Source organism: Amycolatopsis camponoti (genome assembly GCF_902497555.1).
GTDB lineage: Bacteria > Actinomycetota > Actinomycetes > Mycobacteriales > Pseudonocardiaceae > Amycolatopsis > Amycolatopsis camponoti.
Genome location: NZ_CABVGP010000003.1, coordinates 1,612,008 through 1,636,288, shown reverse-complemented (window position 1 = coordinate 1,636,288; position 24,281 = coordinate 1,612,008). Strand labels below are relative to the sequence as shown.

Sequence of the window (24,281 nt, the reverse complement as noted above, 5' to 3'; positions counted from 1 at the left end):
AGCGGGTCACTTCGCCGGCGGTTTCTTCTTCTGCTGCGGGTCTTCCTCCTCGCCGATGACCGGCGGGGCCACCAAGCCCGGCTCCCCCAGCAGTTCCGACGGCGACGTCGTCGGACGTGTCTTCGACTGGCGCCGTCCTTGGCCACCGCCGCCGCCGAAGGCTCCGAAGCCCATCATCGGCATCATCGGCATGCCCGACGACGACTGGTTCGCGGCGTCCGGCTGGTCCGGGGCGGCGACCGGCTGGGCCGCGGCCGGCTGAGCCTCCGGCGTGCCCGCGCCGGTGTGCTTCGGCTCCGCCGGGTCTCCGCTCGCCGACGACGGCGTCGTGGCCTCGTCGGAACCGGAACCGGAAGCCGAATCCGCGGCGGCGGGCGTCGTCGTCGGTTCCTCGGCGGCGGAGGTGCCGATGACCGAGTCGTCGTGCAGCCGGAACCGCTCGTCCGGGTACCGGTGCGCGATCTCGATGCTCCGGGCGGTCGCGTCGGGATCGTCGACGCCGTCGCACAGCCGGTCGAACGCCTCGAGGACGTCCCGCGCCGTCTCGTACAGCGCCTTCGCCGAATCCTGCGTCTCGCGCAGCTGGACCCGCGCCCGCTTGGCGCCGCCGCTCGGCAGCGTCATCGTCTCGGAGATCAGGTCCGCCGCGTCGACCAGCACTTCGGTGAGGTCGACGACGACGTGGCGGAGGGTCGTCACCAGCTCGTCGAGCGAGCCGGCGAGGACGGTGAACGCCTCCTGGAGGTCGCCGCCCGCGGCCCCGATCTCCCGCATGTACGCGACGAAAGCGTCGGCGTCGCGGCCTTCCCAGCCGCCGTCGAGGCGGCCGAGGCCGTCGTCGAGGCGGGTGGACACCTCGGCCGCGGTGGCGGCGGCCTGGCGCAGCCGGCCGGCTTCGGCGCCGAGGTCCCCCCAGCGGCCGATCAGCGGGCGGAAGTACGTCTCGACGGGGTCGATCAGCCCGAGCTGGTGCGAAACATCGGTGAGGTAGGCCAGGTACGGCTCGGCCGTGGCGGCGATCTCGTCGCCTTCCGCGTCCGGGGCGAACGCGACCACGGGCGCGGCCGGCGCCGGGGCGGTCTTCTTGGCCAGCGGGTGCGGAATGGAGTCCGTGGCGCCTTCCGGTTCGGCGAACATCATTCGACCCGCCCGGCGCGCTCGATCAGCTCGGCGGCCGCCGCGTCCTGCCCGCTGTGGCGCACCGTGACCTGCCGCAGCGCTTCGGCGGCCGACTTCAGCGCCTCGGCGCCGTCGGACAGCTGACGCCGGAGTGCACCGGCCGCGCGGCCGTACGACTCACCGAGCCCGATCTGCGCCCCCAGAGGGCCGTAGGACTCGCCGGAGACGCCCTCGCCCCCCACGTCGGCCGCGGCCGCGTGCAGGTCGTCAGCGGCCTCCTCGGCGGTCCGGGCGTACTCGGCGACGACCACGCCGTCCATCCTCAAGCCGGCCATGGCACCTCTCCGCTCACCAGAAGATCTCCTCGAGCGTGTGACGTCCGCCGGCCCCCGGTGGTTCCGCCTCAGCCGCCCGCTTGCGGAGTCGCGACCGGGAACGTGCCGGCGTTCGGGTCGATCGGCACCGAGTCGAACTGCTTGAGCACGTCCTGGGTGTTCAGCGAAGCCCCGGTCGGCAGCAGGCCGATGATCGACTCCGGCGCGGGCTGGCGGTTGTTCAGGCCGATCGCGTCCGCGGTCGCGGCGTCCGGGACGCTGTAGCGGATACCGCGGTCGGAGATCAGCTGGATCGCGCCCTTGCCGAAGCTGGCCTTGCCGGTCGCGGACTGGACCACCGCGCCGAAACCGGGCTGGAGGTAGAACCCGTTGATCGGCACGCGGTTCGGGCCCGGCGTGGTGACCTTGGTGGTGGCGAACTTGGCGCCGTGGCTGTTCTGGCCCGGCAGCAGGGTGTCGATGTACACCGACGTGTGGCCGTCGCGGTTGTCGCCCTCGCCGACCACGGACCAGCCGAGGCAGGCGACCGCCGAGTTCTTGGTGGCGTCGAGGACCGTCGGGACCGACCGCGGGAAGTCGTCGACCTGGATGTAGTCGGGGTCACCGGCCCGCAGCACGCGGATGCCGGACAGCTTGTCGAGGCCGAGTGTCCGCAGCTCGCTCGCGCTGCCGTGCTTCGCGACGCGCATGACGTCGGCGACCGCCTGCGACACCTGCTGGATGCCGGCCGTGGTGATGGCCCAGTACTGCGGCTGCTCACCCGTGGGCTGCGTGGAGAAGACGTCGCCCGCGGCCAGTCCGTCGAGGTCGGCCGGAGGCGCGCCGTCCGCGATCACCGGCGGGGTCAGGCGCGGGACCTCGGGGATCGCGTTCAGCAGGCCCTGCGTGATCTTGCGCGGCTTCTGGTTCAGCAGCTGCAAGGCCGTCGAGACCGCGTTGTGCGAGTCGCTGGTGTCGATCTCGGCGCGGACGGTGTTGGCGTTCGGGCGGTTCTGCGTGCTCGGCAGGCGGTAGATCAGGTAGGTCTTGCCGTTGTCCGCCGCCGCCAGCAAGGCTTCCTTCTCCCCCAGCTCGGTGCCGAGGGCGCTCGGGGCGACGCCGCCGAAGACGGACGTCTCGGTCTTGCCGATGTCCGGGTTCGGCTGCGTCGGATCGAGCAGGACCTGGTCGCACACCGCCCAGTTGGGGGTGATCCGCTGGGAGTCCGTCGGGATCAGCTGCGGCCCGTCCGGAATTCCGGTCAGCTTTCCGCGCGGGATGTCCTTCAGCTGTTCGTCGGAAACGACAGTGGGATTCTTCACAGCGGCGGGGCTCGCCGGGGCCGGGGCGGCGGCCGGCGCGGCCCCGGGGTTGTTGCCCGTGCTCGAATTCTTCTGCTGAGCCAGCAGAAGAAGCCGCGCCGACGCGAGGTTGAACGTCGGGACGAGGGTCTTCGGGTTCCCCATCACCACGTAGACCGTGCCGGACTGCTCACCGATCACGATGCCGCCGGCCTCCGGGACCGACGGGGCCGGGCTGAGCAGCCCCCAGACGACGAACACGATCATGCCGAGGGCGCCGAGCACGACCCCCACGATCGTGGCCCGCGTGTGGGTGCGCATCGGGTCGTGCAGCATCACGGCGTCGCGCCGGACCAGCGCCGACTGCATCCGGCGCAGGACGAACTTGTACGCCTGAACCTGAGACTTAGTCGTGGGTGTTGATGGCATTCTCGACCTACAGCTCTCCCCGTCGCGGTACGGTTCCGCAGGATAGCCGTACGGGGACCGTCTGGTGTGGGGTTTCTACCAACTCCGGCTAGGGTCGGATCCCCCGGGACCCGGCTTCCGGGGTACGCAGCAAGCACGAGGGGAAGAGAAAGCGCGGATGTCCGTCACCACTCCTCCACGTCCGCCTGGCCCGCCCGGGCCCCCGCCCTCCGGCCGCCCGCCGGGCCCGCCGCCGCGCCCCGGGAGACCCGGAGGTCCCGGCGGTCCGGGAGGCGTGCCGGGTGGCCCCGGTGGCGTTCCCGGCGGACCTGGCGGCCCCGGTGGTGGCCCCGGCGGACCCGGGATGCCCCCGCGCGGTCCCGGTGGACCCGGTCCCGGTCCTGGTGGCCCCGGCGGACCCGGTGGACGTCCCGGCGGTCCCGGTCCCGGTCCCGGTGGACCTGGCGGCCCCGGTGGACCTGGTGGCCCCGGCGGTCCGGGTGGTCCCGGCGGTGGCGGTCCGGGTGGACCCGGCGGTCCTGGCGGTTCTGGCGGTCCCCAGGGACCCGACGACAGCGGCCCTTCCACTCCCCCGCCCAGTCCCGTGCGGATGGCGCCCCCCGCGCGGCGCCGCTCGTCGGGCGTGAGCCTCGGCCCGCTTCCCGTGGCGAACCTCGTCGTGCTCGAGGTCGGTCTCGCGGTCGGGCTGGTGCTGCTCGCCATCGACATGTCGATGAAGTACGTCGCGATCGGCGTCGTCGGTTTCGCCCTCATCGTCGCTCTCCTGCGCTGGCGCGGCCGCTGGTTCACCCAGTGGGTAGGCCTGACGACGCGGTATTCCTTCCGCTCGCACGACCGCGTCGCCGAGCCGCTGCCGCCGAGCACGGTCGAGGAGCTGGCCGCCGAAGAGACCACCGTGACGGGCCCGGACGACGCCCGCGTCAACCTGCTTCGCATCGCCGTGCCGGACCTCGTCGTGGCGCACGGCGTCGACCACGAGCGCCAGCAGGTCGGGCTCGCCTGGAACGACGGCACCTGGACGGCGGTGCTGCTCGTCGAGCCGACACCGGCGCTGATCACCCAGGCCGGTGGCGCGCCGAGCCTGCCGCTGTCGGCGCTCGCGCCGTGCCTCGAAGACCGCGGCGTGGTCCTCGACTCGATCCAGACGATCTGGCACTGCTACCCCGGCAGCGCGGCGCTGCCGGCGGATTCGCCCGCGCTGAGCTCCTACATGGAGGTGCTCGGGCCGCTGCCCGCGGCCGCGCGGCGGACGACGTGGGTCGCGATCCGGCTGGACCCGAAGCGCTGCCCGGCGGCGATCCGCGAGCGTGGCGGCGGCGTCGTCGGCGCCCACCGCGCGCTGATCGGCGCGCTTTCGCGGGTGCGCAACGCGCTGGAGTCGCAGGGCGTGCCGACCCGGCCGCTCGACCCGGACGAGCTGCTGCGCGCGAGCATTTCGGCCGCGGAGCTGACTTCGGTCGCCGGCTCGCCGAACCGGGTGACGCTGCAGGAGCGCTGGTCCGGCGTGACCGCGGCCGGCATCGGCCACGCGAGCTACGCGATCACCGGCTGGCCGAAGGGCAAGATCTCCGGCAGCTTGAACGCGCTGACGAGCGTCCGCGCGCTGTCGTCGACGCTCGCGATGTCGATTTCCCCGGCGTCCGACGAAGGCAAGATCGGGCTGCGCGGCGTGGTCCGGCTGAGCGCGCGCAACCCGCGTGAGCTCGACGCCGCCGACCAGCGGCTGCGGGGCCTGGCCGAGCGCCTGGACGTGAACCTGACGCCGCTGCGCGGGCTGCAGGTCTCCGCGTTCGCCGCGACGCTGCCGATCGGAGGAACAGCATGAGCTCGCGTGTCCGCGACGCCGGGCAGAACATCGGGGTGGCGCCGGAGTTCACCGTGGACCCCGCGATGCTCGACGCGGTCAGCCCCTCGGGCGACCGCGGCGGCATCGTGCTGGGCTCGGGCCTGAAGGGCGAGCCGCTGACGATCTCGGCGCTGCGCTCGACGCCGACCCGCATCGTGCTGGTGGGCGGGCTGTACCTGGCCCGCCAGGTCGCGATGCGCGCGATGGCGGTCGGCGCGTGGGTCGTGGTCGCGACCGGGCGCCCGACCGAGTGGCAGGTGCTGTCCCGCGCGGCCGGCAGCGGCGACGGCCGTCCGTCACCCCTGGTGCAGATCAGGCGCCTGTCGCCGGTCGAGCTGCCGCGGCCGTCCGAGGACGCCCCGCTGCTGGTGGTGACCGACGGCGGCCCGACCCCGCAGGACCTGTTCCCGCCGCGGTCGCCGTGGCAGACGACGGTGTACGTGCTGCCGTACCTGCACCCGCAGGCGGGCGTGACGGCGAACGCGGCGGACCTGGTGCTGATGCAGCGTCTCCCGGCCGGCCAGGCCGAGCTGGCGGGCCGCATCTGGAACCTGCCGCCGCAGATGATGCGCCAGCTGACGATGCTGAAGGACGACCAGGTCGTGGCCCTCGGCCGCAACCTGTGGCGGCCGCTGCGGCTGGTGACGACGGGCAAGGAGCAGCAACTGCTCGGCCCGGTCCGCCGCGGCGACTGAGGTCTCAGCCGTCGTGAGTGAGAAACAGTGTTCTAGCCCTGTTTCTCACTCACGACCGGCGGGCGAGGTGCGGACGTTGCGCGTCTGCTCGGCCCGCGCCGCCAGTTCGGCGTCCGGCGGGTAGTCGACCGCGGTCAGCGTCAGGCCGTGCGCCGGGGCCACCGCGCTGTCGCGGACTCCGCTCGCCAGGACCTGTTCCGGCCAGCCGGGTGCCCGGCGGCCGTCGCCCACCAGGAGCAGGGCGCCCACCAGGCTGCGGACCATCGAATGGCAGAACGCGTCCGCCGAGACCGCCACCTCCAGCAGGTGCTCGTCCACCCGGCGCCACTCCAGGCGCTGCAGCTCGCGGATCGTCGTGCCCGTGTCGCGCTGCTTGCAGTACGCCGCGAAGTCCTGCAGCCCCAGCAGTGCCGACGCCGCCGCGTTCATCGCGTCCGTCGAGAGTGGACGGTTCCAGGCCAGCGTGTCCTTGCGGCGCAACGGGTCCACGCCCCACGGTGCGTCGGACACTCGGTAGCGGTAGTGGCGGCGGATCGCCGAGAAGCGGGCGTCGAAACCGTCCGGGGCCACCCGGGCGCCCAGCACCCGGACGTCGCCCGGCAGGAGGCGGTTCCAGCGGCCCGTCATGCGGGTCAGGTCCGGGATGCCGTCGGCGGAGACCGGGATTCGCCCGGCCGAGGAAGCGAGCGGCACGACGTCGACGTGCACCACCTGGCCCGTCGCGTGCACCCCGGCGTCCGTGCGGCCCGCGACCACCACGGACTTCGGCACCGAAGCCCCCGGCGGCTGCCGGTGCAACGCCTCCTCCAGGACCCCCTGGACCGTGCGTCGCGACGGCTGCCGGGCCCAGCCGGAGAAGTCCGTGCCGTCGTAGGAGACGTCCAGGCGCAGACGAACGAGCCCGCCCTCCCCAGGGGGAGTGGCGGGCTCGTCCGGAACGGCTTCCGTCGTCAGGACTCGTCGTCCTGCTGCGACGGCGGCAGCGAGAAGCCCGCGGCTTCGGCAGCCTCGGCGGAGGCGAACCACACCTCGGCCTTGGTCTGCTCGTAGTACGGGCTTTCCTCGGTGTGGTAGTACTTCGACTCGTCGTTGCCCTTGATCGGGAAGCCCTCGGGCTGCGTCCCGTCCTCGAGCGCGGCGTGGCTGCCCTCACCGTAGGGAGCCTCCGAAGCGGCTTCCTCGGTGGCGGGGGCCTCGACCGCGGCGGCCGGCTTCTCGTCCTTCGCGAACTTGGTCTTGCGAGCCCGCTCGGCTTCCGAAGTCACGGTCTTCTCGGGCACCAGTTCGATGACCGCCATCTTGGCGTTGTCGCCCTTGCGCGGCATCGTCTTGGTGATCCGGGTGTAGCCACCGTCGCGCTCCGCGAAGTGCGGACCGATCTCGGCGAACAGCTTGTGGACGACGTCCTTGTCACGGACGACGCGCTGCACCTGACGACGGTTGTGCAGGTCGCCCCGCTTCGCCTTGGTGATCAGCTTCTCGGCCAGCGGGCGGACCCGCTTGGCCTTCGCCTCGGTCGTCGTGATCTTGCCGTGCTCGAACAGCTGCGTGGCCAAGTTGGCCAGGATCAGCCGCTCGTGCGCGGACGACCCGCCGAGCCGGGCTCCCTTGGTAGGGGTGGGCATTGGTTCTCCTACTAGTTCAGCTCGCAGCGTCCAGGCACAGAGCCCTAGAGCTGCTCGGTCTCTGCGTAGTCCTGGCCATCGTCGTGGCCGTCCGAAATCCCGTCGGCGATGCCACCGACACCCTCCGACCAGCCTTCACCGTCGTAGCTGGCGGCAGCCGCGGTCGGGTCGAACCCGGGCGGGCTGTCCTTCAGCGCGAGGCCGAGGCCGACGAGCTTGAGCTTGACCTCGTCGATCGACTTGGCGCCGAAGTTGCGGATGTCGAGCAGGTCCGCCTCGCTGCGCGAGACCAGCTCGCCCACCGTGTGGATGCCTTCGCGCTTGAGGCAGTTGTACGACCGGACGGTGAGGTCCAGGTCCTCGATCGGCATCGCGTAGGCAGCGATGGTGTCCGCTTCCTGCGGCGACGGGCCGATCTCGATGCCCTCGGCGTCGACGTTCAGCTCGCGGGCGAGACCGAACAGCTCCACCAGCGTCTTGCCGGCCGACGCGACCGCGTCGCGCGGCGTGATCGACGGCTTGGTCTCGACGTCCAGGATCAGCTTGTCGAAGTCGGTGCGCTGCTCGACACGGGTGGCCTCGACCTTGTACGTCACCTTCAGCACCGGCGAGTAGATCGAGTCGACCGGGATCCGGCCGATCTCCGCGCCCGCCTGCTTGTTCTGCAGGGCCGGAACGTAACCGCGGCCGCGCTCGACGACGAGCTCGATCTCGAGCTTGCCCTTGCCGTTCAGCGACGCGATGTGCAGGTCCGGGTTGTGCACGGTGACGCCGGCCGGAGGCACGATGTCGGCCGCCGTGACCTCACCGGGGCCCTGCTTGCGCAGGTACATGGTGACCGGCTCGTCCTCTTCCGAGGACACCACGAGCTCCTTGAGGTTCAGGATGATGTCGGTGACGTCTTCCTTCACCCCGGGAACGGTGGTGAACTCGTGCAGCACGCCGTCGATGCGGATGCTCGTCACGGCCGCGCCCGGGATGGACGACAGCAGCGTACGACGCAGCGAGTTGCCGAGCGTGTAGCCGAAGCCGGGCTCCAGCGGTTCGATGGTGAACCGGGAGCGGGTCTCGTTGACCGTCTCTTCGCCGAGAGCCGGCCGCTGGGAAATCAGCATTCTTCCTAATTCCTTTCCAGACGACGCCCGCCATATGACGTCGAAGGGATGGCGCGGCGGCGGCGCACCTGTTGCGCCGCCGCCCTGCGTCCGACCGGGGCCGGACTACTTCGAGTAAAGCTCGACGATCAGCTGTTCCTGGACCGGAACATCGATCTGCGCGCGCTCCGGCAGCTGGTGGACCAGCACGCGGAGGTTGGACTGGACGACCTGCAGCCACGCCGGGACCGGACGGTCGCCGTAGGACTCCTTGGCCACGACCAGGGGCAGCATCGAGAACGACTTCGGCCGCACGTCGATGATGTCCCACTTCGAGACCTGGTAGGACGGGACGTTGACCTTGACGCCGTTGACCAGGAAGTGGCCGTGGCTCACCAGCTGACGCGCCTGACGGCGGGTGCGGGCGATGCCGGCGCGGTAGATCACGTTGTCCAGGCGGGACTCGAGGATCTGCAGCAGGTTCTCACCGGTCTTGCCAGGACGCCGGACGGCTTCCTTGTAGTACCGGACGAACTGACGCTCGAGAACGCCGTAGGTGTAGCGAGCCTTCTGCTTCTCCTGCGACTGCAGGAGGTACTCGGACTCCTTGATGCGCCCGCGGCCGTGCTGGCCCGGCGGGTAGGGGCGACGCTCGAAAGCCTGGTCGCCGCCGATGAGGTCAACCTTGAGGCGACGCGAAATACGCGTCGCGGGGCCGGTGTAACGAGCCATTTCTTCTTACTCCTCCCCGTTCCTCAGACCCGGCGCCGCTTGGGCGGGCGGCAGCCGTTGTGAGGCTGCGGGGTCACGTCCTGGATGGTGCCGACCTCGAGGCCGGCCGCCTGCAGCGAGCGGATCGCCGTCTCGCGACCCGAACCCGGGCCCTTCACGAAGACGTCGACCTTCTTCATGCCGTGCTCGGCGGCCTTGCGGGCAGCGTTCTCGGCGGCCATCTGCGCGGCGAACGGGGTGGACTTACGGGAGCCCTTGAAGCCCACGTGACCACTCGACGCCCACGCGATCACGGCACCGGTCGGGTCCGTGATCGAGACGATGGTGTTGTTGAAGGTGCTCTTGATGTGCGCGTGACCGTGCGCGACATTCTTCTTTTCCTTGCGGCGGACCTTCTTGGCCCCGGCCGCAGTACGAGACTTCGGTGGCATGTTCTGAGGGTTCTCCTGTTAGCGCGCGTTCTCTTGGTGAGCGGCGACCGCTTCGGCCTGTCCGCGCCGGATGATCGACCCGGCGTCGGTGTACAGGTTGCGGAGCGCCATCGGGCGGGCGTAGAGCGCCTTGGGCGAAACGCAAGCCGTGCCGCGGCGCTGGACGCCGCCCATCTGCACGACCTTCTTGCCCTGGACGCTCACTTCTTGCCAGCCTTCTTCTTGCCGGCGACCGTCTTCTTCGGACCCTTGCGGGTACGGGCGTTGGTCTTCGTGCGCTGACCACGGACGGGAAGTCCGCGGCGCCAGCGAAGGCCCTCGTAGCACCCGATCTCGATCTTCCGACGGATGTCGGCGTTCACCTCGCGGCGAAGGTCACCCTCGACCTTGAAGTTCTCTTCGATGTACGTACGCAGCTTCGCGAGGTCGTCATCGCTGAGGTCTTTGACGCGGGTGTCCGCGTTGAGCTCGGCAGCCTTGATCAGCTGCTTCGAGCGGGTACGGCCGATGCCGTAGATGTACGTAAGCGCGATCTCCAACCGCTTTTCGCGGGGGAGGTCTACGCCAGCGAGTCGTGCCATTGGCGTTGATGCTCCTTCATTGAATTCATCTTCAGGTCTGCTCCCCGTCCGGTTCCGGGACCGACTCGCCTGTCGTGCCCTCTGCTTGCGCTTCGGGTGTCCCGGCCCCGGCCTGAAGTCCGGGGGTGAACCGGACCACTCGCGTGGCCCGGCAGGTGCGGGGAGGTTGTGTAGCCGTCAATCCACTCTGCTCGAGTGCGAGTGATCAGCCCTGCCGCTGCTTGTGCCGCAGGTTCTCGCAGATCACCATGATCCGGCCGTGCCGGCGGATCACCTTGCACTTGTCGCAGATCTTCTTGACGCTCGGCTGGACCTTCACGTCTTCTGCTCTCCTAGTAGCTGCTCTGTCATCCGGGGCTTCGCCCCAGAGCCGGGGGCTCCGCCACCCGGAACCCCCGAAAAGCGACTCGTCGTGATCACTTGTAGCGGTAGACGATGCGACCACGAGAGAGGTCGTAGGGCGAGAGCTCCACGACAACCCTGTCCTCGGGCAGGATGCGGATGTAGTGCTGCCGCATCTTGCCGCTGATGTGTGCCAGGACCTTGTGACCGTTCTCCAACTCGACGCGGAACATCGCGTTGGGGAGCGGCTCGACTACGCGGCCTTCGACCTCGATGGCCCCGTCTTTCTTCGCCATGTCCTCCGCATTTCCTTGTCTGCACTGTCGGCCGCCACACCTGATCAACTCGAGCACTAGTGCTGGGTCGGGTGTTGCGTGGCACACTGGTGCCCAGGTCCCAAGATCGTGAAATCACGAGCGCGCGAGATCCGGGCGCGATAAGTGCGCCGACTTGACAGTGTACGCAACCCGTGTCGCGACCCCCAAACCGGGGGTAATCATGCTAGGAGAACGCGCAGGTGCACGTGACCTCGATCACCACTGAAGGGTGAATGCGCAGGTCAGGAGTCTTCCGGAGCCGTGAGAACCCACGGGCCTTCTTCGGTGATCGCCACGGTGTGCTCCCAGTGGGCCGCGCGGGAGCCGTCGGCCGTGACGACCGTCCAGCCGTCGTCCAGCTCGCGGGTCTCGCCGCCGCCGCCGGTCAGCATCGGCTCGATCGCCAGCGCCATGCCGGGCTTCAGCCGCGGGCCCTTGCCCGGCTTGCCGATGTTCGGCAGGAACGGGTCCATGTGCATCTGGCGCCCGATGCCGTGACCGCCGTACTCGACGATCATCCCGTACTCGATGCCGTCGTCGCGGCCCGCGCGTTCGGCGGCCGACTGGACGGCGTAGGAGATGTCGGTCAACCGGCCGCCGGCGCTGACCGCCTCGATGCCGGCCCACATCGCCGCCTCGGTCGCCGCGGACAGCGCCAGGTCGGCGTCGGAGACCTCGCCGATGGCCAGCGTGACGGCGGAGTCGCCGTGCCAGCCGTCGAGGATCGCCCCGCAGTCGACGGAGATGATGTCGCCGTCGGCCAGCACCTGGGTCTTCGCCGGGATGCCGTGGACGATCTGGTCGTTCACCGACGCGCAGATCGACGCCGGGAAGCCGTGGTAGCCCTTGAAGGACGGCACCGCGCCGGCGTCCCGGATCGTCTGCTCGGCCAGCTCGTCGAGCTCGGCCGTGCTGACGCCCGGTTTCGCGGTGGCGCGGACCGCCGCCAGCGTGCGGGCGACGACGAGCCCCGCAGCCCGCATCGCCTGCAGCTCGTCCGGGGTCTTGACCTCGATCATGCGCCCACGGCGGAGCACTTGCAGAACACGCAACCCTCCGAGATTCACGTGCGGTCGCGCAGCGCTTTCAGCACCCGGCCGGAGATCTCCTCGACGCTGCCGACGCCGTCGACGACCACGAGGATGTCGGCGTAGTACTCCAGCAGCGGCGCGGTGTCCGAGACGTAGATCTGCTGACGCCGGCGGATGACCTCTTCGGTGTCGTCGGCGCGGCCGCGGGACATGAGGCGCGCCACGACGACGTCCTCCGGCACCTGCAGCTGGATCACGGCGTCGAGCGAGACGTCGGCGTCGCCGAGGATCTCGCCGAGGACCTCGGCCTGCTTGGTGTTGCGGGGGAAGCCGTCGAGCAGGAAGCCGGCCTTCGCGTCCGGCTCCGCCAGGCGCTCGCGGACCATTTCGTTCGTGACCGAGTCGGGCACGAGCTCGCCCGAGTCCAGGTAGCGCTTCGCTTCCTGGCCCAGCGGGGTCTCCTGGCCGACGTGCGCGCGGAACAGCTCGCCCGTGGAGATGTGCGGCACGCGCAGCTGCTCCGACAGGGCCTCCGCCTGCGTACCTTTGCCCGCGCCGGGCGGACCCACGAGAACCAGCCGTGTCACTTCAAGAACCCTTCGTAGTTGCGCTGCATCAGCTGGCTTTCGATCTGCTTCACGGTGTCGAGCCCGACACCGACCATGATCAGCACAGCCGTGCCACCGAACGGGAAGTTCTGGTTGTTCCCGCTACCGGTCACCGACAGGAAGAAGTTCGGAAGGATCGCGATGATGCCCAGGTACAGCGAACCCGGAAGGGTGATCCGGCCGAGCACGAAGCTCAGGTACTCCGCCGTCGGGCGGCCCGGGCGGATGCCCGGGATGAACCCGCCGAACTTCTTCATCTCTTCCGCACGCTCGTCCACGTTGAACGTGATCGTGATGTAGAAGTACGTGAAGAAGATGATCAGGGCGAAGTACAGCGCGATGTGCACCCAGCTGGACTGGTTCACGATGTAGTTCTTGATGAAGACCTGCCAGCCGGAGTTGCTGTTCTGGTCGCCGACGAGGCGGCTGATCAGGTCCGGCAGGTACAGCAGGGAAGACGCGAAGATGACCGGGATGACGCCGGCCTGGTTCACCTTGATCGGCAGGTAGGTCGACGTGCCGCCGTACATCCGGCGGCCGATCATGCGCTTGGCGTACTGCACCGGGATCCGGCGCTGCCCCTGCTCGACGAAGATGACGCTCGCGATGATCACCAAGCCGAAGACGCAGATCATCGTCAGCGCGACGCCACCGCCGTTGCTGAGGATGTTGCCGCCCTCGACGGGGATGCGCGCGGCGATGTTCAGGAAGATCAGGACGGACATGCCGTTGCCGACGCCGCGCTCGGTGATCAGCTCACCCAGCCACATCATGACGGCGGTGCCCGCGGTCATCGTGATGACGATGATGGCGAGCGAGTAGACGCTGTTGTCCGGGATGATCGGCTGGTCGCAGTCCGGGAAGAGCTGCTTGCGGTCCGCGAGCGCGACCACGCCGGTGGCCTGCAGGATCGCCAGCGCGACCGTCAGGTACCGGGTGTACTGGGTCAGCTTGCCCTGGCCGGACTGGCCTTCCTTCTTCAGCTCCTCGAACCGCGGGATGACCACGGTCAGCAGCTGGATGATGATGCTCGCCGTGATGTACGGCATGATCCCGGTCGAGAAGAGCGACAGCTGCAGCAGCGCACCGCCGCTGAACAGGTTCAGCAGCTGGTAGACGCCTTCCTGCTGCGCCTGGGAGCTACAGGCCTGTACCGCCCCGTAGGAGATCCCGGGTGCCGGGATGGTCGCACCGATTCGGTAGACCGCGACGATGGCTAGCGTGAACAGGATCTTCTTGCGTAGATCCGGCGTCGCGAGAGCCGAGCGGAAGGCGCTGAACACGCGGGGGACCTCCTCGGCGTCGTCGGCCGTCCTCAACCGACGATCGGCTTGGCCGGCACGGGTGGCCGGCGGGAACACACAGCACTACTGGCACGCAAGCCAGGAACGCTTCGGGGCACACTCGTCCCGAAGCGTGTCGCCGACTCTAACAGCTTCACAGGGCGTGTCCGCAGTGCGTGTGCGTTTTCCGTACCAAGGTTGCTCCGGCGGGTTGATCCACATCGCCGGCTTGCCCGTAATCCTTGACACACGGGCACAAGATCCGGTTCAAGCCGTCGACGTCGCGAGCACGCCGGCCAGCCCCACGAGGACCACGCCGGTGCCGCGATCGACGTTGCGCCGCGCCCGCCGCGTCAGCTCGATCGACTTCACCGCGGCGCCGACGCCGACGTACACCGAGCCGGCCAGGAACTCGGCCAGCAGGTAGACCGCGCCCAGCAGCGCGATCTGGGCCGGAAAGGGCCCGTGAGCTGCGTCGATGAACTGCGGGACGAACGCCGTGAAGATGAGGATCGCCTTCGGGTTGGTGATCGCGACACCGAACTCCTTGCGCGCGACGCGCCACGCCGTCGCCGGTTCGGCCTTCGCTTGGGGACTGTCCGGTTCGTCGCCCTTGTGCCGGATGGTCGACCACAGGATCCGGACGCCGAGGTAGAGCAGGTAGGCGGCGCCGGCCCACTTGATGATCGTGAGGGCGGTCTCGGAGGCGGCCAGCAGCTGCCCGAGCCCGGCCGCCACGGCGGCGATCAACAGCGTGAACGCGGTCAGGCGGCCGAGCAGGCCGGCGAGGCCGCGGCGAACACCGTGCGTCATCCCGTGGTGGAGACCGAGCAGGTTGTTCGCCCCTGGCGTAAGCGCGATGAGCACGGACGCCCCGAAGAAGACCAGCAGCCACGACATGGTTCTCACGGTAGCTGCCGTGGCGAGCGGGTTATCCGGGCTCTTCCGGGGGCAGCACGGTGATGGCGACGCCGCTGGGCGGGGTCGGGGTGTCGGCGTAGGCGAGCGCGGGGTCGGCCCACTCCTCGCCGGGGCGCCGCCAGGCGGGCAGGTAGGCCAGCACGGCCGCGACGCCGGCCACGACGGTGGCCCCGATCAGCAGCCACATGCCGGCTTCCGTGGTGACTTCGAGGTCCATGCCGTCCGCCAGGGCGGACAACCCGGGCCCGCCCATGCCGACGGTGGTGACCACGCCGGCGGTGAAGACGGCACCCGCGGCGATCAGCCACCGCCCGGGACCGCGGCCCGGCCGCGCGAAGGCCGTGAAGGCGGCCACGGCCAGCACGAGGACAGCGAGGATCAGCGGGATGCCGACGGGCGATCCCCCCTGCTCGGCGACCTCCTGCCCGGGAATCTCGATGCGGCTGCCCCAGGCGGTTTCGGTCAGGGTGAGCTGGGCCTCGAAGAACCGCTGCCGGACACTGACGTGCTGCTGCAGCCGGAAGAGCGGCAGGAGGCAGCCGGCGACGGTCATGAGCGCGGCGACGGCGGTGAGGACGGGCGGGAGGAAGCGGAGGAGCCCGGTGGGTGTTTCGGACGGGGTCTCGGTGACCGGGATCGGTGCTGACTCGGGTGCTGGGGCTGGAGCCGGTGCCTGGATGGCGGTGACCGAGCCGGGTAGCTCGGCGACCGGGAACGGGAGCTGCTCGGCCGGCGGGTGAAAGGCGTGCGGATCAGTGGGTGGCGTGGCCGGGAAGAGCGGTGGAGCGGTCGGTGGGGCGGCTTCTGCCGGGAAAGCCAGCGGGCTCACCGCCTGGGTGGCTTCCACCGGACCGGCAGGCGCAGCCTCCGCCGCGGCAGCGAGCGGTGGGACAGCCTCCACCGGAAAGCTGAGCGGACTCACTGCCGGACCGGCGGGCGTCGCCTCCGCCGCGATCGCGTGCGGCGGCGCGGCTTCCACCGGGAAGGCCAGCGGGCTCACCGCCTGGGTGGCTTCCGCCGAAGCGGCAGGAGCAGCCTCCGCCGCGGCCGCGAGCGGTGGGACAGCCTCCACCGAGGTGCCGAGCGGCTCCCCCGCCCCCGGCTCCACGCCCACCGGCTTCGGGGCCTCGACCGGGAAGCTCAGCGGCGACTCCCCCGCCTCGGGCAGCGGGCCGGGGTGCTCGGGCGGCTTCTGCGACGGTCTGTCCACCCTGTGATCCTCCGTCCGGATCCGCGCGGCGGCAAGGTATCTGTCCGGTCAGTCGTCCTCCGGGGGCAGCACCGTGATCGCCACGCCGGACGGCGGTGTCGTCGTGTCCGCGAACGCCAGCGCCGGGTCGGCCCACCCGGGACGCCCCGCCGCGAACCGGCGGTGGCTCAGCACCGCCGCCCCCGCCGCGGCCAGGACCGCCGCCAGGAGCAGCCACATGCCCGCCAGCACCGTCGTGTCCACCTGGGCCGGGCGGTCGTCGAAGAGCCGGCTCGCGCCGTGCATGCCGATCGTGCAGACCGATCCCGCCAGGAACGCCGCCCCCGCCAGCGTGGTCCGCCGCGCGGCCGGCGACGGACGGCGGGTCGCCGCCTGACGGATGCCCAGGACCGCCGCGGCCAGGAGGATCGCGCTCGCCAGCAGCAGCGGGAACCCGAGCGGGACGGACGGCGAGCTGAGCTCGGCCTGGCCCGGGAACGAGTAGTCGACCCGCCAGGCCCGCAGCACCGACCGGGCGACCTCGTCGTCGCTCGCCCCCAGCAGCTGCTCGGTGAGGAAGAACGGCAGGAACGTCGCGAGCACCGTCAGCGCGAGAGCGAGCACCACGAGCACCGGGACGAAGAAGGCCAAGCCACGACGGTCCACCCCGCCGATCCTTCCGCCGGAGCAGGCCCACCACAAGCAGCTCCCGGGAACGCCGAAGGCCCGCCTGGCGAACCAGACGGGCCTTCGGGTTACTGCGAAACCGCTCAGTTGGTGGTGGCGGAGCCACCGGCCGCTTCGAGCTTCTCCTTGGCGGAGCCGGAGAAGCCGTCGGCGGTCACGTCGAGCTTGACGCCGTTGACGTCACCGGTGCCCAGCACCTTGACGAGCTTGCCCTTGCGGACGAGACCCGCCGCGGCGAGCTCTTCGGCGCCGACCGTGCCACCGTCCGGGAAGACGCGGGCGATGTCGCCCACGTTCACCGGCTGGTACTCGGTGCGGAAGCGGTTCTTGAAGCCGCGAAGCTTCGGGAGCCGCATGTGGATGGGCATCTGCCCACCCTCGAACCCGGCGGGCACGTTCTTCCGGGCCTTGGTGCCCTTCGTACCGCGACCGGCCGTCTTGCCCTTCGAACCCTCACCACGACCGACGCGCATCTTCTCGCGCTTGGCGCCCGGAGCCGGACGCAGGTGGTGGATCTTGATGGCCGTCATGCCTTGACCTCCTCGACCTCCACCAGGTGGCGGACGGTGTGGATCAGGCCGCGCACCTGGGGGGTGTCTTCCCGCACGACGCTCTGGCGGATCTTGCGCAGCCCGAGGGTGCGCAGCGACTCGCGGTGAGCGTGCTTCGTGCCGATCTTGCTCTTGACCTGGGTGACCTTGAGCTCAGCCATGTCAGACCCCCTGGCCCGCGCGCTGGCGCAGCATCCGGGCCGGAGCGACGTCCTCGAGCGGGAGACCGCGGCGGGCCGCGACCTCTTCGGGACGCTGCAGGCCCTTCAGGGCCGCCACGGTCGCGTGCACGATGTTGATCGCGTTGTCGGAGCCGAGCGACTTCGACAGCACGTCGTGGACGCCCGCGCACTCCAGCACCGCGCGCACCGGACCACCGGCGATGACGCCGGTACCGGCGGACGCCGGGCGGAGCAGCACGACGCCGGCCGCTTCCTCACCCTGGATCGGGTGCGGAATGGTGCCGCCGACGCGGGGAACGCGGAAGAAGTTCTTCTTCGCTTCCTCGACGCCCTTGGCGATCGCCGCGGGAACTTCCTTGGCCTTGCCGTAGCCGACGCCGACCTGACCGTCACCGTCACCGACGACGACGAGGGCGGTGAAGCTGAAGCGACGACCACCCTTGACGACCTTGGCGACGCGGTTGATCGTCACGACCTTCTCGAGGTGCGGGGTCTTGTCCTGGCCGGCCCCGCCACGGCCGCTGTCGCGCCGGTCCCGGCCGCCACCGCGACGGTCATTGCGGTCGTTGCCGCCCTGCCCGCCGGGTCCGCCCTGTCCGCCGCCGAATTGCCGTGTACGTCCCGGCATCAGGCTTTCCTTCCGTTAACAAGCTTCTGCATCGTCAGAACTCCAACCCCGCCTCACGGGCGGCGTCGGCGAGCGCGGCGATGCGGCCGTGGTAGGCGTTGCCCCCACGGTCGAACACCACAGCCGAGATCCCGGCGTTCTTGGCACGCTCGGCGACGAGGGCCCCGACCTTGGCGGCCTTGGCCTTCTTGTCGCCGTCGAACGACCGGAGGTCCGCCTCGAGGGTGGACGCCGACGCCAGCGTGTGGCCGGCCAGGTCGTCGATGACCTGCACGGCGATGTGCCGCGAGGACCGCTTGACGACCAGGCGGGGACGCTGCTCCGTGCCCGAAACCTTCTTGCGGAGCCGGAAGTGCCGACGGGCCTTCGCGACGCGGCGGCGGGTCGAGATGTCCTTGCCCACCGGCTTGCGCTTCGTAGTCGTGTCGCTCATGATCACTTACCCGTCTTTCCGACCTTGCGGCGGATCTTCTCACCCTCGTAGCGCAGGCCCTTGCCCTTGTAGGGGTCCGGGCGCCGCAGCTTGCGGATGACGGCCGAGATCTGGCCGACCTTCTGCTTGTCGATACCGGAGACCGAGAACCGGGTCGGGGTCTCCACCTTGAAGGTGATGCCCTCCGGAGCCTCGATCTTCACCGGGTGCGAGTAGCCGAGGGCGAACTCGAGGTCCGAGCCCTTGGCCTGCACGCGGTAACCGACACCGTGGATCTCGAGCTTCTTCTCGTAGCCCGCGGTCACACCCACGACCAGGTTGTTCACCAGGGTGCGGGTGAGGCCGTGCAGGGCCTTGCTGGTGCGCTCGTCATCCGGGCGCTTGACCAGCAGAGTGCCGTCCTCGTCGCGCTCGACCGTGATCGGCTCGGCGATGGTGTGCTCCAGGGTCCCCTTGGGGCCCTTGACGCTGATGTGCTGACCGTCGATGGTCACCTCGACCCCGGAGGGGACGGCGACCGGCAGCTTTCCGATGCGTGACATGTCTGTGCCCCCTTCCTTACCAGACGTAGGCGAGGACTTCGCCGCCCACGCTGTTTCGCTTGGCCTGACGGTCCGTCTGCAGCCCCGAAGACGTCGAGATGATCGCGACGCCGAGGCCACCGAGAACGGACGGCAGTTCGGTCGATTTTGCGTAGACCCGCAGACCGGGCTTGGAGACGCGCCGGAGGCCGGCGATGCTCCGCTCACGGTTGGGGCCGTACTTGAGCTCGACGATCAGGTTCTTGTGCTTCTCGCCCGGCTCGTCGCGGTAGCTCGCGATGTAACCCTCGCGCTTGAGGATCTCCGCGATGTTCGCCTTGAGCTTCGAGTGAGGAAGCACGACCTCGTCGTGGTACGCCGAGTTCGCGTTGCGCAGACGGGTCAAGAAGTCTGCGATCGGGTCGGTCATCGTCATGGTGACCTGTCAACCTTTCTCGCCTGGTTCCCCGCCGTCCGGAGCACGGACGGCGGGGCCTGTGGCGAAGTGGGAGTTCTGTATCGAGTTACCAGCTGGACTTGCGGACGCCGGGCAGCTCGCCCGCGTGCGCCATCTCGCGAAGGCAGATCCGGCAGAGCCCGAACTTGCGGAACACGGCGTGCGGCCGGCCGCACCGCTGGCAGCGGGTGTAGGCACGGACGGCGAACTTCGGCTTCTTCGCGGCCTTGTGGACCAGTGCTTTCTTGGCCATCGGCTCAGTTCTCCTTGAACGGGAAGCCGAGCTTGCGCAGCAGCGCCCGGCCCTCGTCGTCGTTCGTGGCGGTCGTGACGACGGTGACGTCCATGCCGCGCGGGCGGTCGATGGAGTCAGGGTCGATCTCGTGGAACATCGACTGCTCGTTGAGACCGAACGTGTAGTTGCCGTGGCCGTCGAACTGCTTCGGCGAAAGCCCGCGGAAGTCGCGGATACGCGGCAGCGCGATGGTCAGCAGCCGGTCGAGGAACTCCCACATCCGGTCGCCGCGCAGCGTGACGCGCGCACCGATCGGCTGACCCTCGCGCAGCTTGAACTGCGCGATGGACTTGCGGGCCTTGCGGACCTCGGGCTTCTGGCCGGTGATCAGGGAGAGGTCCTTGACCGCACCCTCGATCAGCTTGCTGTCACGGGCGGCGTCGCCGACACCCATGTTCACGACGACCTTCACGACGCCCGGGATCTGGTGGACGTTGGCGAAGGAGAACTCCGCCTGCAGCTGGCCCTTGATCTCTTCGCGGTAGCGCACCTTGAGGCGCGGCGCGACCTTCTCTGCGGTGGTCATCAGATGTCCTTACCGTTCCGGCGCGAGATCCGGACCTTCTTGCCGTCCTCGCCGATGCGGTAACCCACCCGGGAGGGCTTGCCGTCCGAGTCGACGACCATCACGTTCGAGACGTGGATGGGCGCCTCCTGCGTGACGATGCCACCGGACTGCGCACCGCGCTGGGTCTGGGTGATCCGCGTGTGCTTCTTGATCCGGTTCACGCCCTCGACCAGCACGCGGTCGCGCTCGGGGTAAGCCTGGATGACCTTGCCCTTGGCGCCCTTGTCCTTGCCGGCGATGACGACGACCGTGTCGCCCTTCTTCACCTTCATCACAAGACCTCCGGCGCGAGCGAAATGATCTTCATGAACTTTCGGTCGCGCAGCTCGCGGCCCACCGGGCCGAAGATGCGGGTCCCGCGGGGCTCGTTGTCGTTCTTGATGAGCACGGCGGCGTTCTCGTCGAACCGGATGTAGGAACCGTCCGGACGACGACGCTCCTTGACCGTGCGGACGATGACAGCCTTGACGACATCGCCCTTCTTCACCCCGGCAGCCGGGATGGCGTCCTTCACGGTGGCGACGATGATGTCACCGATGCCGGCGTAGCGCCGCCCGGAGCCACCGAGAACGCGGATGCAGAGGATTTCCTTCGCACCCGTGTTGTCGGCTACCCGAAGCCGCGACTCCTGCTGGATCACGTCAACTCCTGTATGTCGCGCCGGTTCTCGCCCCGACGAGCGAGCCTTGCGGAACTAAGGACTCACGAAGAGCCCTGCTTACTTGGCCTTCTCCACGATCTGCACCAGGCGCCAGCGCTTGGTCGCCGACAGCGGGCGGGTCTCCATCAGGGTGACCCGGTCGCCCACGCCGGCCTCGTTGTTCTCGTCGTGCACCTTGACCTTGGTGGTGCTGCGGAGAACCTTCGAGTAGCGGGGGTGCTTCTTGCGGTCCTCGAGCTCGACCACGATCGTCTTGTTCATCTTGTCCGAGACCACGTAGCCCTCGCGGACCTTGCGGTCGTTCCGGGCCGGCGTCTCGGTGGTGGGCTCGCTCATGCGGCACCTTCACTCTCGGCGTCGGGGGCAACGGACAGGCCGAGTTCGCGCTCGCGCATGACCGTGTAGATCCGCGCGATGTCCGTGCGGACGGTGCGCAGACGGCGGTTGTTGTCGAGCTGCCCGGTCGCCATCTGGAAGCGGAGGTTGAAGAGCTCCTCCTTGTATTCCTTCAGACGCAGGACGAGCTCTTCCGCGGTGAGCTCACGCAGCTCCGATGCCAGAGCACCAGCGTTCGCCATCAGAACTCACCACCTTCACGGGTCACGATGCGGCACTTCATGGGCAGCTTGTGGATCGCGCGGCGGAGCGCCTCACGGGCGGTCTCCTCGTTCGGGAACGAGATCTCGAACATCACGCGGCCCGGCTTCACGTTGGCGATCCACCACTCGGGCGAACCCTTACCGGAGCCCATGCGGGTCTCGGCCGGCTTCTTGGTCAGCGGGCGGTCCGGGTAGATGGTCGTCCACACCTTGCCACCACGCTTGATGTGACGGGTCATGGCGATACGAGCGGACTCGATCTGCCGGTTCGTCACGTAGCTGTGCTCAAGCGCCTGGATGCCGTACTCGCCGAAGCTGACCTTCGTGCCACCCTTGGCGGCGCCGTGGCGCTTCGGGGAGTGCTGCTTCCGGTGCTTGACCCTGCGCGGGATGAGCACGTCTCAGCCCTCCGTCTTTTCTGCGGTCTCGGTGGCCGGAGCCGCCGGGGCCTCGGTCGTGGCCGCAGCGGCGGCGCGACCGGCTTCGGTCGAGGTGGCGGTCGTGCCCGAGGCGCCGGAACGACGCGGACGGGACGGCCGGTCGCTGCGGTCACGGTCGCGACCACCGCGCGGCGCGCGCTCGGCGGCGTCACGGGCCTCGCGAGCCTTCAGGCCACCGACGAGCTCACCCTTGTAGATCCACACCTTGACGCCGATGCGACCGAACGTCGTCTTGGCCTCGAAGAAGCCGTAGTCGATGTCGGCGCGCAGCGTGTGCAGCGGGACGCGGCCATCGCGGTAGTGCTCGGAGCGGGACATCTCGGCACCGCCGAGACGACCGCCGCACTGCACGCGGATGCCCTTGACCTGCGGCGAGCGCATGGAGGTCTGGATCGCCTTCCGCATAGCGCGGCGGAACGCCACGCGGTTGGAAAGCTGCTCCGCGACCGCCTGGGCGACCAGCTGGGCGTCGGCCTCGGGGTTCTTGACCTCGAGGATGTTCAGCTGGACCTGCTTCTTGGTCAGCTTCTCCAGCGCGCCGCGGATCCGGTCGGCCTCCGCACCGCGGCGGCCGATGACGATGCCCGGCCGGGCGGTGTGGATGTCCACGCGGACGCGGTCACGGGTGCGCTCGATCTCGACCTTGGAGATGCCGGCCCGCTCCATGCCCGTGGCGAGGAGCTTGCGGATCTTGACATCCTCGGCCACGTACTCGGCGTACTGCTTGTCGGCGTACCAGCGCGACTTCCAGTCCGTGGTGATACCCAGGCGGAAACCGTGCGGGTTGATCTTCTGGCCCACTACCGGCCACCTGCCTTCTTCTTGCTCTGAGCCTTCTGCGCGACGGCCGGACGCGACTCCACCTCGACGGTGATGTGGCTGGTCCGCTTGCGGATCCGGTACGCACGGCCCTGGGCCCGCGGGCGGATCCGCTTGAGGGTGGGGCCCTCGTCGGCGTACGCGTTCTTGACCCAGAGCGTCTCCGGGTCCAGCTGAAGGTTGTTCTCGGCGTTGGCCACGGCGCTGGCGAGCACCTTCGCGACCGGCTCGCTGGCCGCCTGCGGGGCGAACCGGAGCACGGCCAAGGCGTCGGCGGCGCTACGTCCCTTGATGAGCTCGATCACCCGGCGCACCTTGGTCGGCGAGTCCCGGACGAAGCGAGCCCGCGCGTACGCCGTAGGCAGTTCAGCCTCGGTCGTCACGTCGTTCTGGGCGTTCATCGCTACTTCCTGTCTGGTTTCGTGCCCGCTCAGCGGCGGCGCGACTTGCGGTCGTCCTTGATGTGACCCTTGAAGGTCCGCGTCGGGGCGAACTCGCCCAGCTTGTGACCCACCATGGCCTCGGTGACGAACACCGGGACGTGCTTGCGGCCGTCGTGCACGGCGATCGTGTGACCCAGGAAATCCGGGATGATCGTCGAACGACGCGACCAGGTCTTGATCACGGTCTTCTTGCCCGATTCGTTCAGCGCGTCCACCTTCTTGAGCAGGTGGTCGTCCACGAACGGGCCCTTCTTGAGGCTACGTGGCATGTTGTTCTACCTCCCTGCTCAGCGCTTGTTCTTGCCGGTACGCCGGCGGCGGACGATGAGGGCGTCGCTCGGCTTGCGCCGGCGCGTACGACCTTCGGGCTTGCCGTTCGGGTTGACGGGGTGACGACCACCGGACGTCTTGCCCTCGCCACCACCGTGCGGGTGGTCGACCGGGTTCATGACGACACCGCGGACCGTCGGGCGCTTGCCGCGCCAGCGGTTGCGGCCGGCCTTGCCCCAGTTGATGTTGGCGTGGTCGGAGTTGCCGACCTCGCCGATCGTGGCGCGGTTGCGCACGTCCACGTTGCGGATCTCGCCCGAGGGGAGACGCAGCTGGGCGTACGGACCGTCCTTGGCGACGAGCTGCACCTTCGCGCCGGCGGACCGCGCCATCTTCGCGCCGCCACCGGGGCGGAGCTCGATCGCGTGGATCACGGTACCGACCGGGATGTTGCGCAGCGGCAGGTTGTTGCCCGGCTTGATGTCGGCCCGGGGGCCGTTCTCCACCGTGTCACCCTGGCGCAGCTTCTCCGGCGCGATGATGTAGCGCTTCTCGCCGTCGGCGTAGTGCAGCAGCGCGATGCGAGCGGACCGGTTGGGGTCGTACTCGATGTGCGCGACCTTGGCGGGGATGCCGTCCTTGTCGTTGCGACGGAAGTCGATGACGCGGTAAGCGCGCTTGTGGCCGCCACCCTTGTGCCGGGTGGTGATCTTGCCGGACGAGTTGCGACCGCCCGAACCGCTCAGCGGACGAAGCAGCGACTTCTCCGGGGTGGAGCGGGTGATCTCGGCGAAGTCCGAGACGCTCGAACCGCGACGACCCGGGGTCGTCGGCTTGTACTTGCGGATGCCCATTGTCAGCTCAGTCCT

38 protein-coding genes are annotated in these 24,281 nt (G+C 69.5%); 3 read left to right on the top strand and 35 right to left on the bottom strand.

Features of this window, described 5'->3' with window-relative positions; genetic code table 11:
- Nucleotides 1-6: 6 nt before the first annotated feature.
- From AA23TX_RS44475 to eccB, 3 genes are all read right to left on the bottom strand, one after another.
- Nucleotides 7-1,137 carry a WXG100 family type VII secretion target gene (locus tag AA23TX_RS44475; protein WP_155548887.1) on the bottom strand — a complete coding sequence of 377 codons (1,131 nt, stop codon included), beginning with the start codon at nucleotides 1,135-1,137 and terminating at the stop codon, nucleotides 7-9.
- A complete protein-coding gene (locus AA23TX_RS44470) occupies nucleotides 1,137-1,454 on the bottom strand; it encodes a hypothetical protein (protein WP_196425878.1) in 318 nt (105 codons plus the stop codon). Before AA23TX_RS44470 ends, AA23TX_RS44475 begins: the two co-directional genes overlap by 1 nt.
- A 68-nt stretch (nucleotides 1,455-1,522) precedes the next feature.
- Nucleotides 1,523-3,163: a type VII secretion protein EccB gene (gene eccB, locus AA23TX_RS44465; RefSeq protein ID WP_155548886.1), complete on the bottom strand. Its 1,641-nt coding sequence runs from the start codon at nucleotides 3,161-3,163 to the stop codon at nucleotides 1,523-1,525.
- Between the two features lie 290 nt (nucleotides 3,164-3,453).
- Here eccB and AA23TX_RS49860 point away from each other — a divergent pair, with 290 nt between their 5' ends.
- Genes AA23TX_RS49860 through AA23TX_RS44450 form a run of 3 tightly spaced genes read left to right on the top strand, consistent with a single transcriptional unit; the run spans nucleotide 3,454 to nucleotide 5,704 of the window.
- Nucleotides 3,454-3,789 (top strand): hypothetical protein, encoded by a 336-nt coding sequence (locus AA23TX_RS49860; RefSeq protein ID WP_196425877.1) that lies wholly within the window; start codon nucleotides 3,454-3,456, stop codon nucleotides 3,787-3,789.
- Nucleotides 3,753-4,988, top strand: a complete 1,236-nt coding sequence (gene eccE / locus AA23TX_RS44455; RefSeq protein ID WP_155549471.1) for a type VII secretion protein EccE — start codon at nucleotides 3,753-3,755, stop codon at nucleotides 4,986-4,988. The genes AA23TX_RS49860 and eccE overlap by 37 nt, the downstream gene beginning before the upstream one ends.
- On the top strand, nucleotides 4,985-5,704 hold the full coding sequence (locus AA23TX_RS44450; protein ID WP_155548885.1) for a hypothetical protein: 720 nt from the start codon (nucleotides 4,985-4,987) through the stop codon (nucleotides 5,702-5,704). Before eccE ends, AA23TX_RS44450 begins: the two co-directional genes overlap by 4 nt.
- 45 nt (nucleotides 5,705-5,749) lie before the next feature.
- Here AA23TX_RS44450 and truA read toward each other — a convergent pair whose 3' ends face one another.
- The 32 genes from truA to rplB form a co-directional block, all read right to left on the bottom strand.
- Nucleotides 5,750-6,589: a tRNA pseudouridine(38-40) synthase TruA gene (gene truA, locus AA23TX_RS44445; RefSeq protein ID WP_155549470.1), complete on the bottom strand. Its 840-nt coding sequence runs from the start codon at nucleotides 6,587-6,589 to the stop codon at nucleotides 5,750-5,752.
- Nucleotides 6,590-6,654: 65 nt separating this feature from the next.
- Nucleotides 6,655-7,329, bottom strand: a complete 675-nt coding sequence (gene rplQ / locus AA23TX_RS44440) for a 50S ribosomal protein L17, sunset domain variant (RefSeq protein ID WP_155548884.1) — start codon at nucleotides 7,327-7,329, stop codon at nucleotides 6,655-6,657.
- A gap of 44 nt (nucleotides 7,330-7,373) precedes the next feature.
- Complete coding sequence (locus AA23TX_RS44435; protein ID WP_004558887.1) at nucleotides 7,374-8,444, bottom strand: DNA-directed RNA polymerase subunit alpha; 1,071 nt, start codon at nucleotides 8,442-8,444, stop codon at nucleotides 7,374-7,376.
- A 105-nt stretch (nucleotides 8,445-8,549) separates the two neighbouring features.
- Nucleotides 8,550-9,155 (bottom strand): 30S ribosomal protein S4, encoded by a 606-nt coding sequence (gene rpsD / locus AA23TX_RS44430; protein ID WP_155548883.1) that lies wholly within the window; start codon nucleotides 9,153-9,155, stop codon nucleotides 8,550-8,552.
- Between the two features lie 23 nt (nucleotides 9,156-9,178).
- The gene (rpsK, locus tag AA23TX_RS44425) at nucleotides 9,179-9,586 is read right to left on the bottom strand and encodes a 30S ribosomal protein S11 (RefSeq protein WP_004558885.1); all 408 of its coding nucleotides are present in this window, start codon (nucleotides 9,584-9,586) and stop codon (nucleotides 9,179-9,181) included.
- Nucleotides 9,587-9,604: 18 nt separating this feature from the next.
- The gene (locus AA23TX_RS44420) at nucleotides 9,605-9,790 is read right to left on the bottom strand and encodes a hypothetical protein (RefSeq protein ID WP_086681363.1); all 186 of its coding nucleotides are present in this window, start codon (nucleotides 9,788-9,790) and stop codon (nucleotides 9,605-9,607) included.
- Entirely contained in the window at nucleotides 9,787-10,167 is a 381-nt protein-coding gene (gene rpsM / locus AA23TX_RS44415; RefSeq protein ID WP_004558883.1) for a 30S ribosomal protein S13, read from the bottom strand. The genes AA23TX_RS44420 and rpsM overlap by 4 nt, the downstream gene beginning before the upstream one ends.
- Nucleotides 10,168-10,372: 205 nt before the next feature.
- Nucleotides 10,373-10,486 (bottom strand): 50S ribosomal protein L36, encoded by a 114-nt coding sequence (gene rpmJ / locus AA23TX_RS44410; RefSeq protein WP_004558882.1) that lies wholly within the window; start codon nucleotides 10,484-10,486, stop codon nucleotides 10,373-10,375.
- A 97-nt stretch (nucleotides 10,487-10,583) separates the two neighbouring features.
- A complete protein-coding gene (gene infA, locus AA23TX_RS44405) occupies nucleotides 10,584-10,805 on the bottom strand; it encodes a translation initiation factor IF-1 (protein WP_004558881.1) in 222 nt (73 codons plus the stop codon).
- A gap of 263 nt (nucleotides 10,806-11,068) precedes the next feature.
- Complete coding sequence (gene map / locus AA23TX_RS44400) at nucleotides 11,069-11,845, bottom strand: type I methionyl aminopeptidase (protein ID WP_155548882.1); 777 nt, start codon at nucleotides 11,843-11,845, stop codon at nucleotides 11,069-11,071.
- Between the two features lie 44 nt (nucleotides 11,846-11,889).
- Nucleotides 11,890-12,444, bottom strand: a complete 555-nt coding sequence (locus AA23TX_RS44395; protein ID WP_155548881.1) for an adenylate kinase — start codon at nucleotides 12,442-12,444, stop codon at nucleotides 11,890-11,892.
- Nucleotides 12,441-13,748 carry a preprotein translocase subunit SecY gene (secY, locus tag AA23TX_RS44390; protein ID WP_155548880.1) on the bottom strand — a complete coding sequence of 436 codons (1,308 nt, stop codon included), beginning with the start codon at nucleotides 13,746-13,748 and terminating at the stop codon, nucleotides 12,441-12,443. Before secY ends, AA23TX_RS44395 begins: the two co-directional genes overlap by 4 nt.
- 267 nt (nucleotides 13,749-14,015) lie before the next feature.
- Nucleotides 14,016-14,648, bottom strand: a complete 633-nt coding sequence (locus AA23TX_RS44385) for a LysE family translocator (protein WP_196425876.1) — start codon at nucleotides 14,646-14,648, stop codon at nucleotides 14,016-14,018.
- A gap of 31 nt (nucleotides 14,649-14,679) precedes the next feature.
- Nucleotides 14,680-15,879 carry a hypothetical protein gene (locus AA23TX_RS50615; protein ID WP_230863079.1) on the bottom strand — a complete coding sequence of 400 codons (1,200 nt, stop codon included), beginning with the start codon at nucleotides 15,877-15,879 and terminating at the stop codon, nucleotides 14,680-14,682.
- 48 nt (nucleotides 15,880-15,927) lie between these two features.
- On the bottom strand, nucleotides 15,928-16,524 hold the full coding sequence (locus tag AA23TX_RS44375; RefSeq protein WP_155548879.1) for a hypothetical protein: 597 nt from the start codon (nucleotides 16,522-16,524) through the stop codon (nucleotides 15,928-15,930).
- Nucleotides 16,525-16,628: 104 nt separating this feature from the next.
- Nucleotides 16,629-17,075, bottom strand: a complete 447-nt coding sequence (gene rplO / locus AA23TX_RS44370) for a 50S ribosomal protein L15 (protein WP_155548878.1) — start codon at nucleotides 17,073-17,075, stop codon at nucleotides 16,629-16,631.
- Nucleotides 17,072-17,257, bottom strand: a complete 186-nt coding sequence (gene rpmD / locus AA23TX_RS44365) for a 50S ribosomal protein L30 (RefSeq protein ID WP_155548877.1) — start codon at nucleotides 17,255-17,257, stop codon at nucleotides 17,072-17,074. Before rpmD ends, rplO begins: the two co-directional genes overlap by 4 nt.
- Before the next feature lies 1 nt (nucleotide 17,258).
- A complete protein-coding gene (gene rpsE / locus AA23TX_RS44360) occupies nucleotides 17,259-17,906 on the bottom strand; it encodes a 30S ribosomal protein S5 (protein WP_155548876.1) in 648 nt (215 codons plus the stop codon).
- 34 nt (nucleotides 17,907-17,940) lie between these two features.
- A complete protein-coding gene (gene rplR / locus AA23TX_RS44355) occupies nucleotides 17,941-18,339 on the bottom strand; it encodes a 50S ribosomal protein L18 (RefSeq protein WP_230863078.1) in 399 nt (132 codons plus the stop codon).
- A gap of 2 nt (nucleotides 18,340-18,341) precedes the next feature.
- Complete coding sequence (gene rplF / locus AA23TX_RS44350; RefSeq protein ID WP_155548874.1) at nucleotides 18,342-18,881, bottom strand: 50S ribosomal protein L6; 540 nt, start codon at nucleotides 18,879-18,881, stop codon at nucleotides 18,342-18,344.
- A gap of 16 nt (nucleotides 18,882-18,897) precedes the next feature.
- Nucleotides 18,898-19,296 (bottom strand): 30S ribosomal protein S8, encoded by a 399-nt coding sequence (rpsH, locus tag AA23TX_RS44345; protein WP_155548873.1) that lies wholly within the window; start codon nucleotides 19,294-19,296, stop codon nucleotides 18,898-18,900.
- 88 nt (nucleotides 19,297-19,384) lie between these two features.
- Nucleotides 19,385-19,570 carry a type Z 30S ribosomal protein S14 gene (locus AA23TX_RS44340; protein ID WP_004558870.1) on the bottom strand — a complete coding sequence of 62 codons (186 nt, stop codon included), beginning with the start codon at nucleotides 19,568-19,570 and terminating at the stop codon, nucleotides 19,385-19,387.
- A 4-nt stretch (nucleotides 19,571-19,574) separates the two neighbouring features.
- Nucleotides 19,575-20,138 carry a 50S ribosomal protein L5 gene (rplE, locus tag AA23TX_RS44335; RefSeq protein ID WP_155548872.1) on the bottom strand — a complete coding sequence of 188 codons (564 nt, stop codon included), beginning with the start codon at nucleotides 20,136-20,138 and terminating at the stop codon, nucleotides 19,575-19,577.
- Nucleotides 20,138-20,452, bottom strand: a complete 315-nt coding sequence (gene rplX, locus AA23TX_RS44330) for a 50S ribosomal protein L24 (protein ID WP_086675498.1) — start codon at nucleotides 20,450-20,452, stop codon at nucleotides 20,138-20,140. Before rplX ends, rplE begins: the two co-directional genes overlap by 1 nt.
- Nucleotides 20,452-20,820 (bottom strand): 50S ribosomal protein L14, encoded by a 369-nt coding sequence (rplN, locus tag AA23TX_RS44325; RefSeq protein ID WP_004558867.1) that lies wholly within the window; start codon nucleotides 20,818-20,820, stop codon nucleotides 20,452-20,454. The genes rplX and rplN overlap by 1 nt, the downstream gene beginning before the upstream one ends.
- A 78-nt stretch (nucleotides 20,821-20,898) precedes the next feature.
- Nucleotides 20,899-21,177: a 30S ribosomal protein S17 gene (rpsQ, locus tag AA23TX_RS44320; RefSeq protein ID WP_086675499.1), complete on the bottom strand. Its 279-nt coding sequence runs from the start codon at nucleotides 21,175-21,177 to the stop codon at nucleotides 20,899-20,901.
- The gene (gene rpmC / locus AA23TX_RS44315; protein ID WP_086675500.1) at nucleotides 21,174-21,419 is read right to left on the bottom strand and encodes a 50S ribosomal protein L29; all 246 of its coding nucleotides are present in this window, start codon (nucleotides 21,417-21,419) and stop codon (nucleotides 21,174-21,176) included. Before rpmC ends, rpsQ begins: the two co-directional genes overlap by 4 nt.
- A complete protein-coding gene (rplP, locus tag AA23TX_RS44310; RefSeq protein WP_004558864.1) occupies nucleotides 21,419-21,838 on the bottom strand; it encodes a 50S ribosomal protein L16 in 420 nt (139 codons plus the stop codon). Before rplP ends, rpmC begins: the two co-directional genes overlap by 1 nt.
- Before the next feature lie 3 nt (nucleotides 21,839-21,841).
- Nucleotides 21,842-22,681 carry a 30S ribosomal protein S3 gene (gene rpsC / locus AA23TX_RS44305; protein ID WP_013222607.1) on the bottom strand — a complete coding sequence of 280 codons (840 nt, stop codon included), beginning with the start codon at nucleotides 22,679-22,681 and terminating at the stop codon, nucleotides 21,842-21,844.
- Nucleotides 22,681-23,100 (bottom strand): 50S ribosomal protein L22, encoded by a 420-nt coding sequence (rplV, locus tag AA23TX_RS44300; protein ID WP_086675501.1) that lies wholly within the window; start codon nucleotides 23,098-23,100, stop codon nucleotides 22,681-22,683. Before rplV ends, rpsC begins: the two co-directional genes overlap by 1 nt.
- 29 nt (nucleotides 23,101-23,129) lie before the next feature.
- Nucleotides 23,130-23,411, bottom strand: coding sequence for a 30S ribosomal protein S19 (gene rpsS / locus AA23TX_RS44295; RefSeq protein ID WP_003102083.1), 282 nt, complete (start codon nucleotides 23,409-23,411; stop codon nucleotides 23,130-23,132).
- Between the two features lie 18 nt (nucleotides 23,412-23,429).
- Nucleotides 23,430-24,266, bottom strand: a complete 837-nt coding sequence (rplB, locus tag AA23TX_RS44290; RefSeq protein ID WP_155548871.1) for a 50S ribosomal protein L2 — start codon at nucleotides 24,264-24,266, stop codon at nucleotides 23,430-23,432.
- Nucleotides 24,267-24,281: the final 15 nt, after the last annotated feature.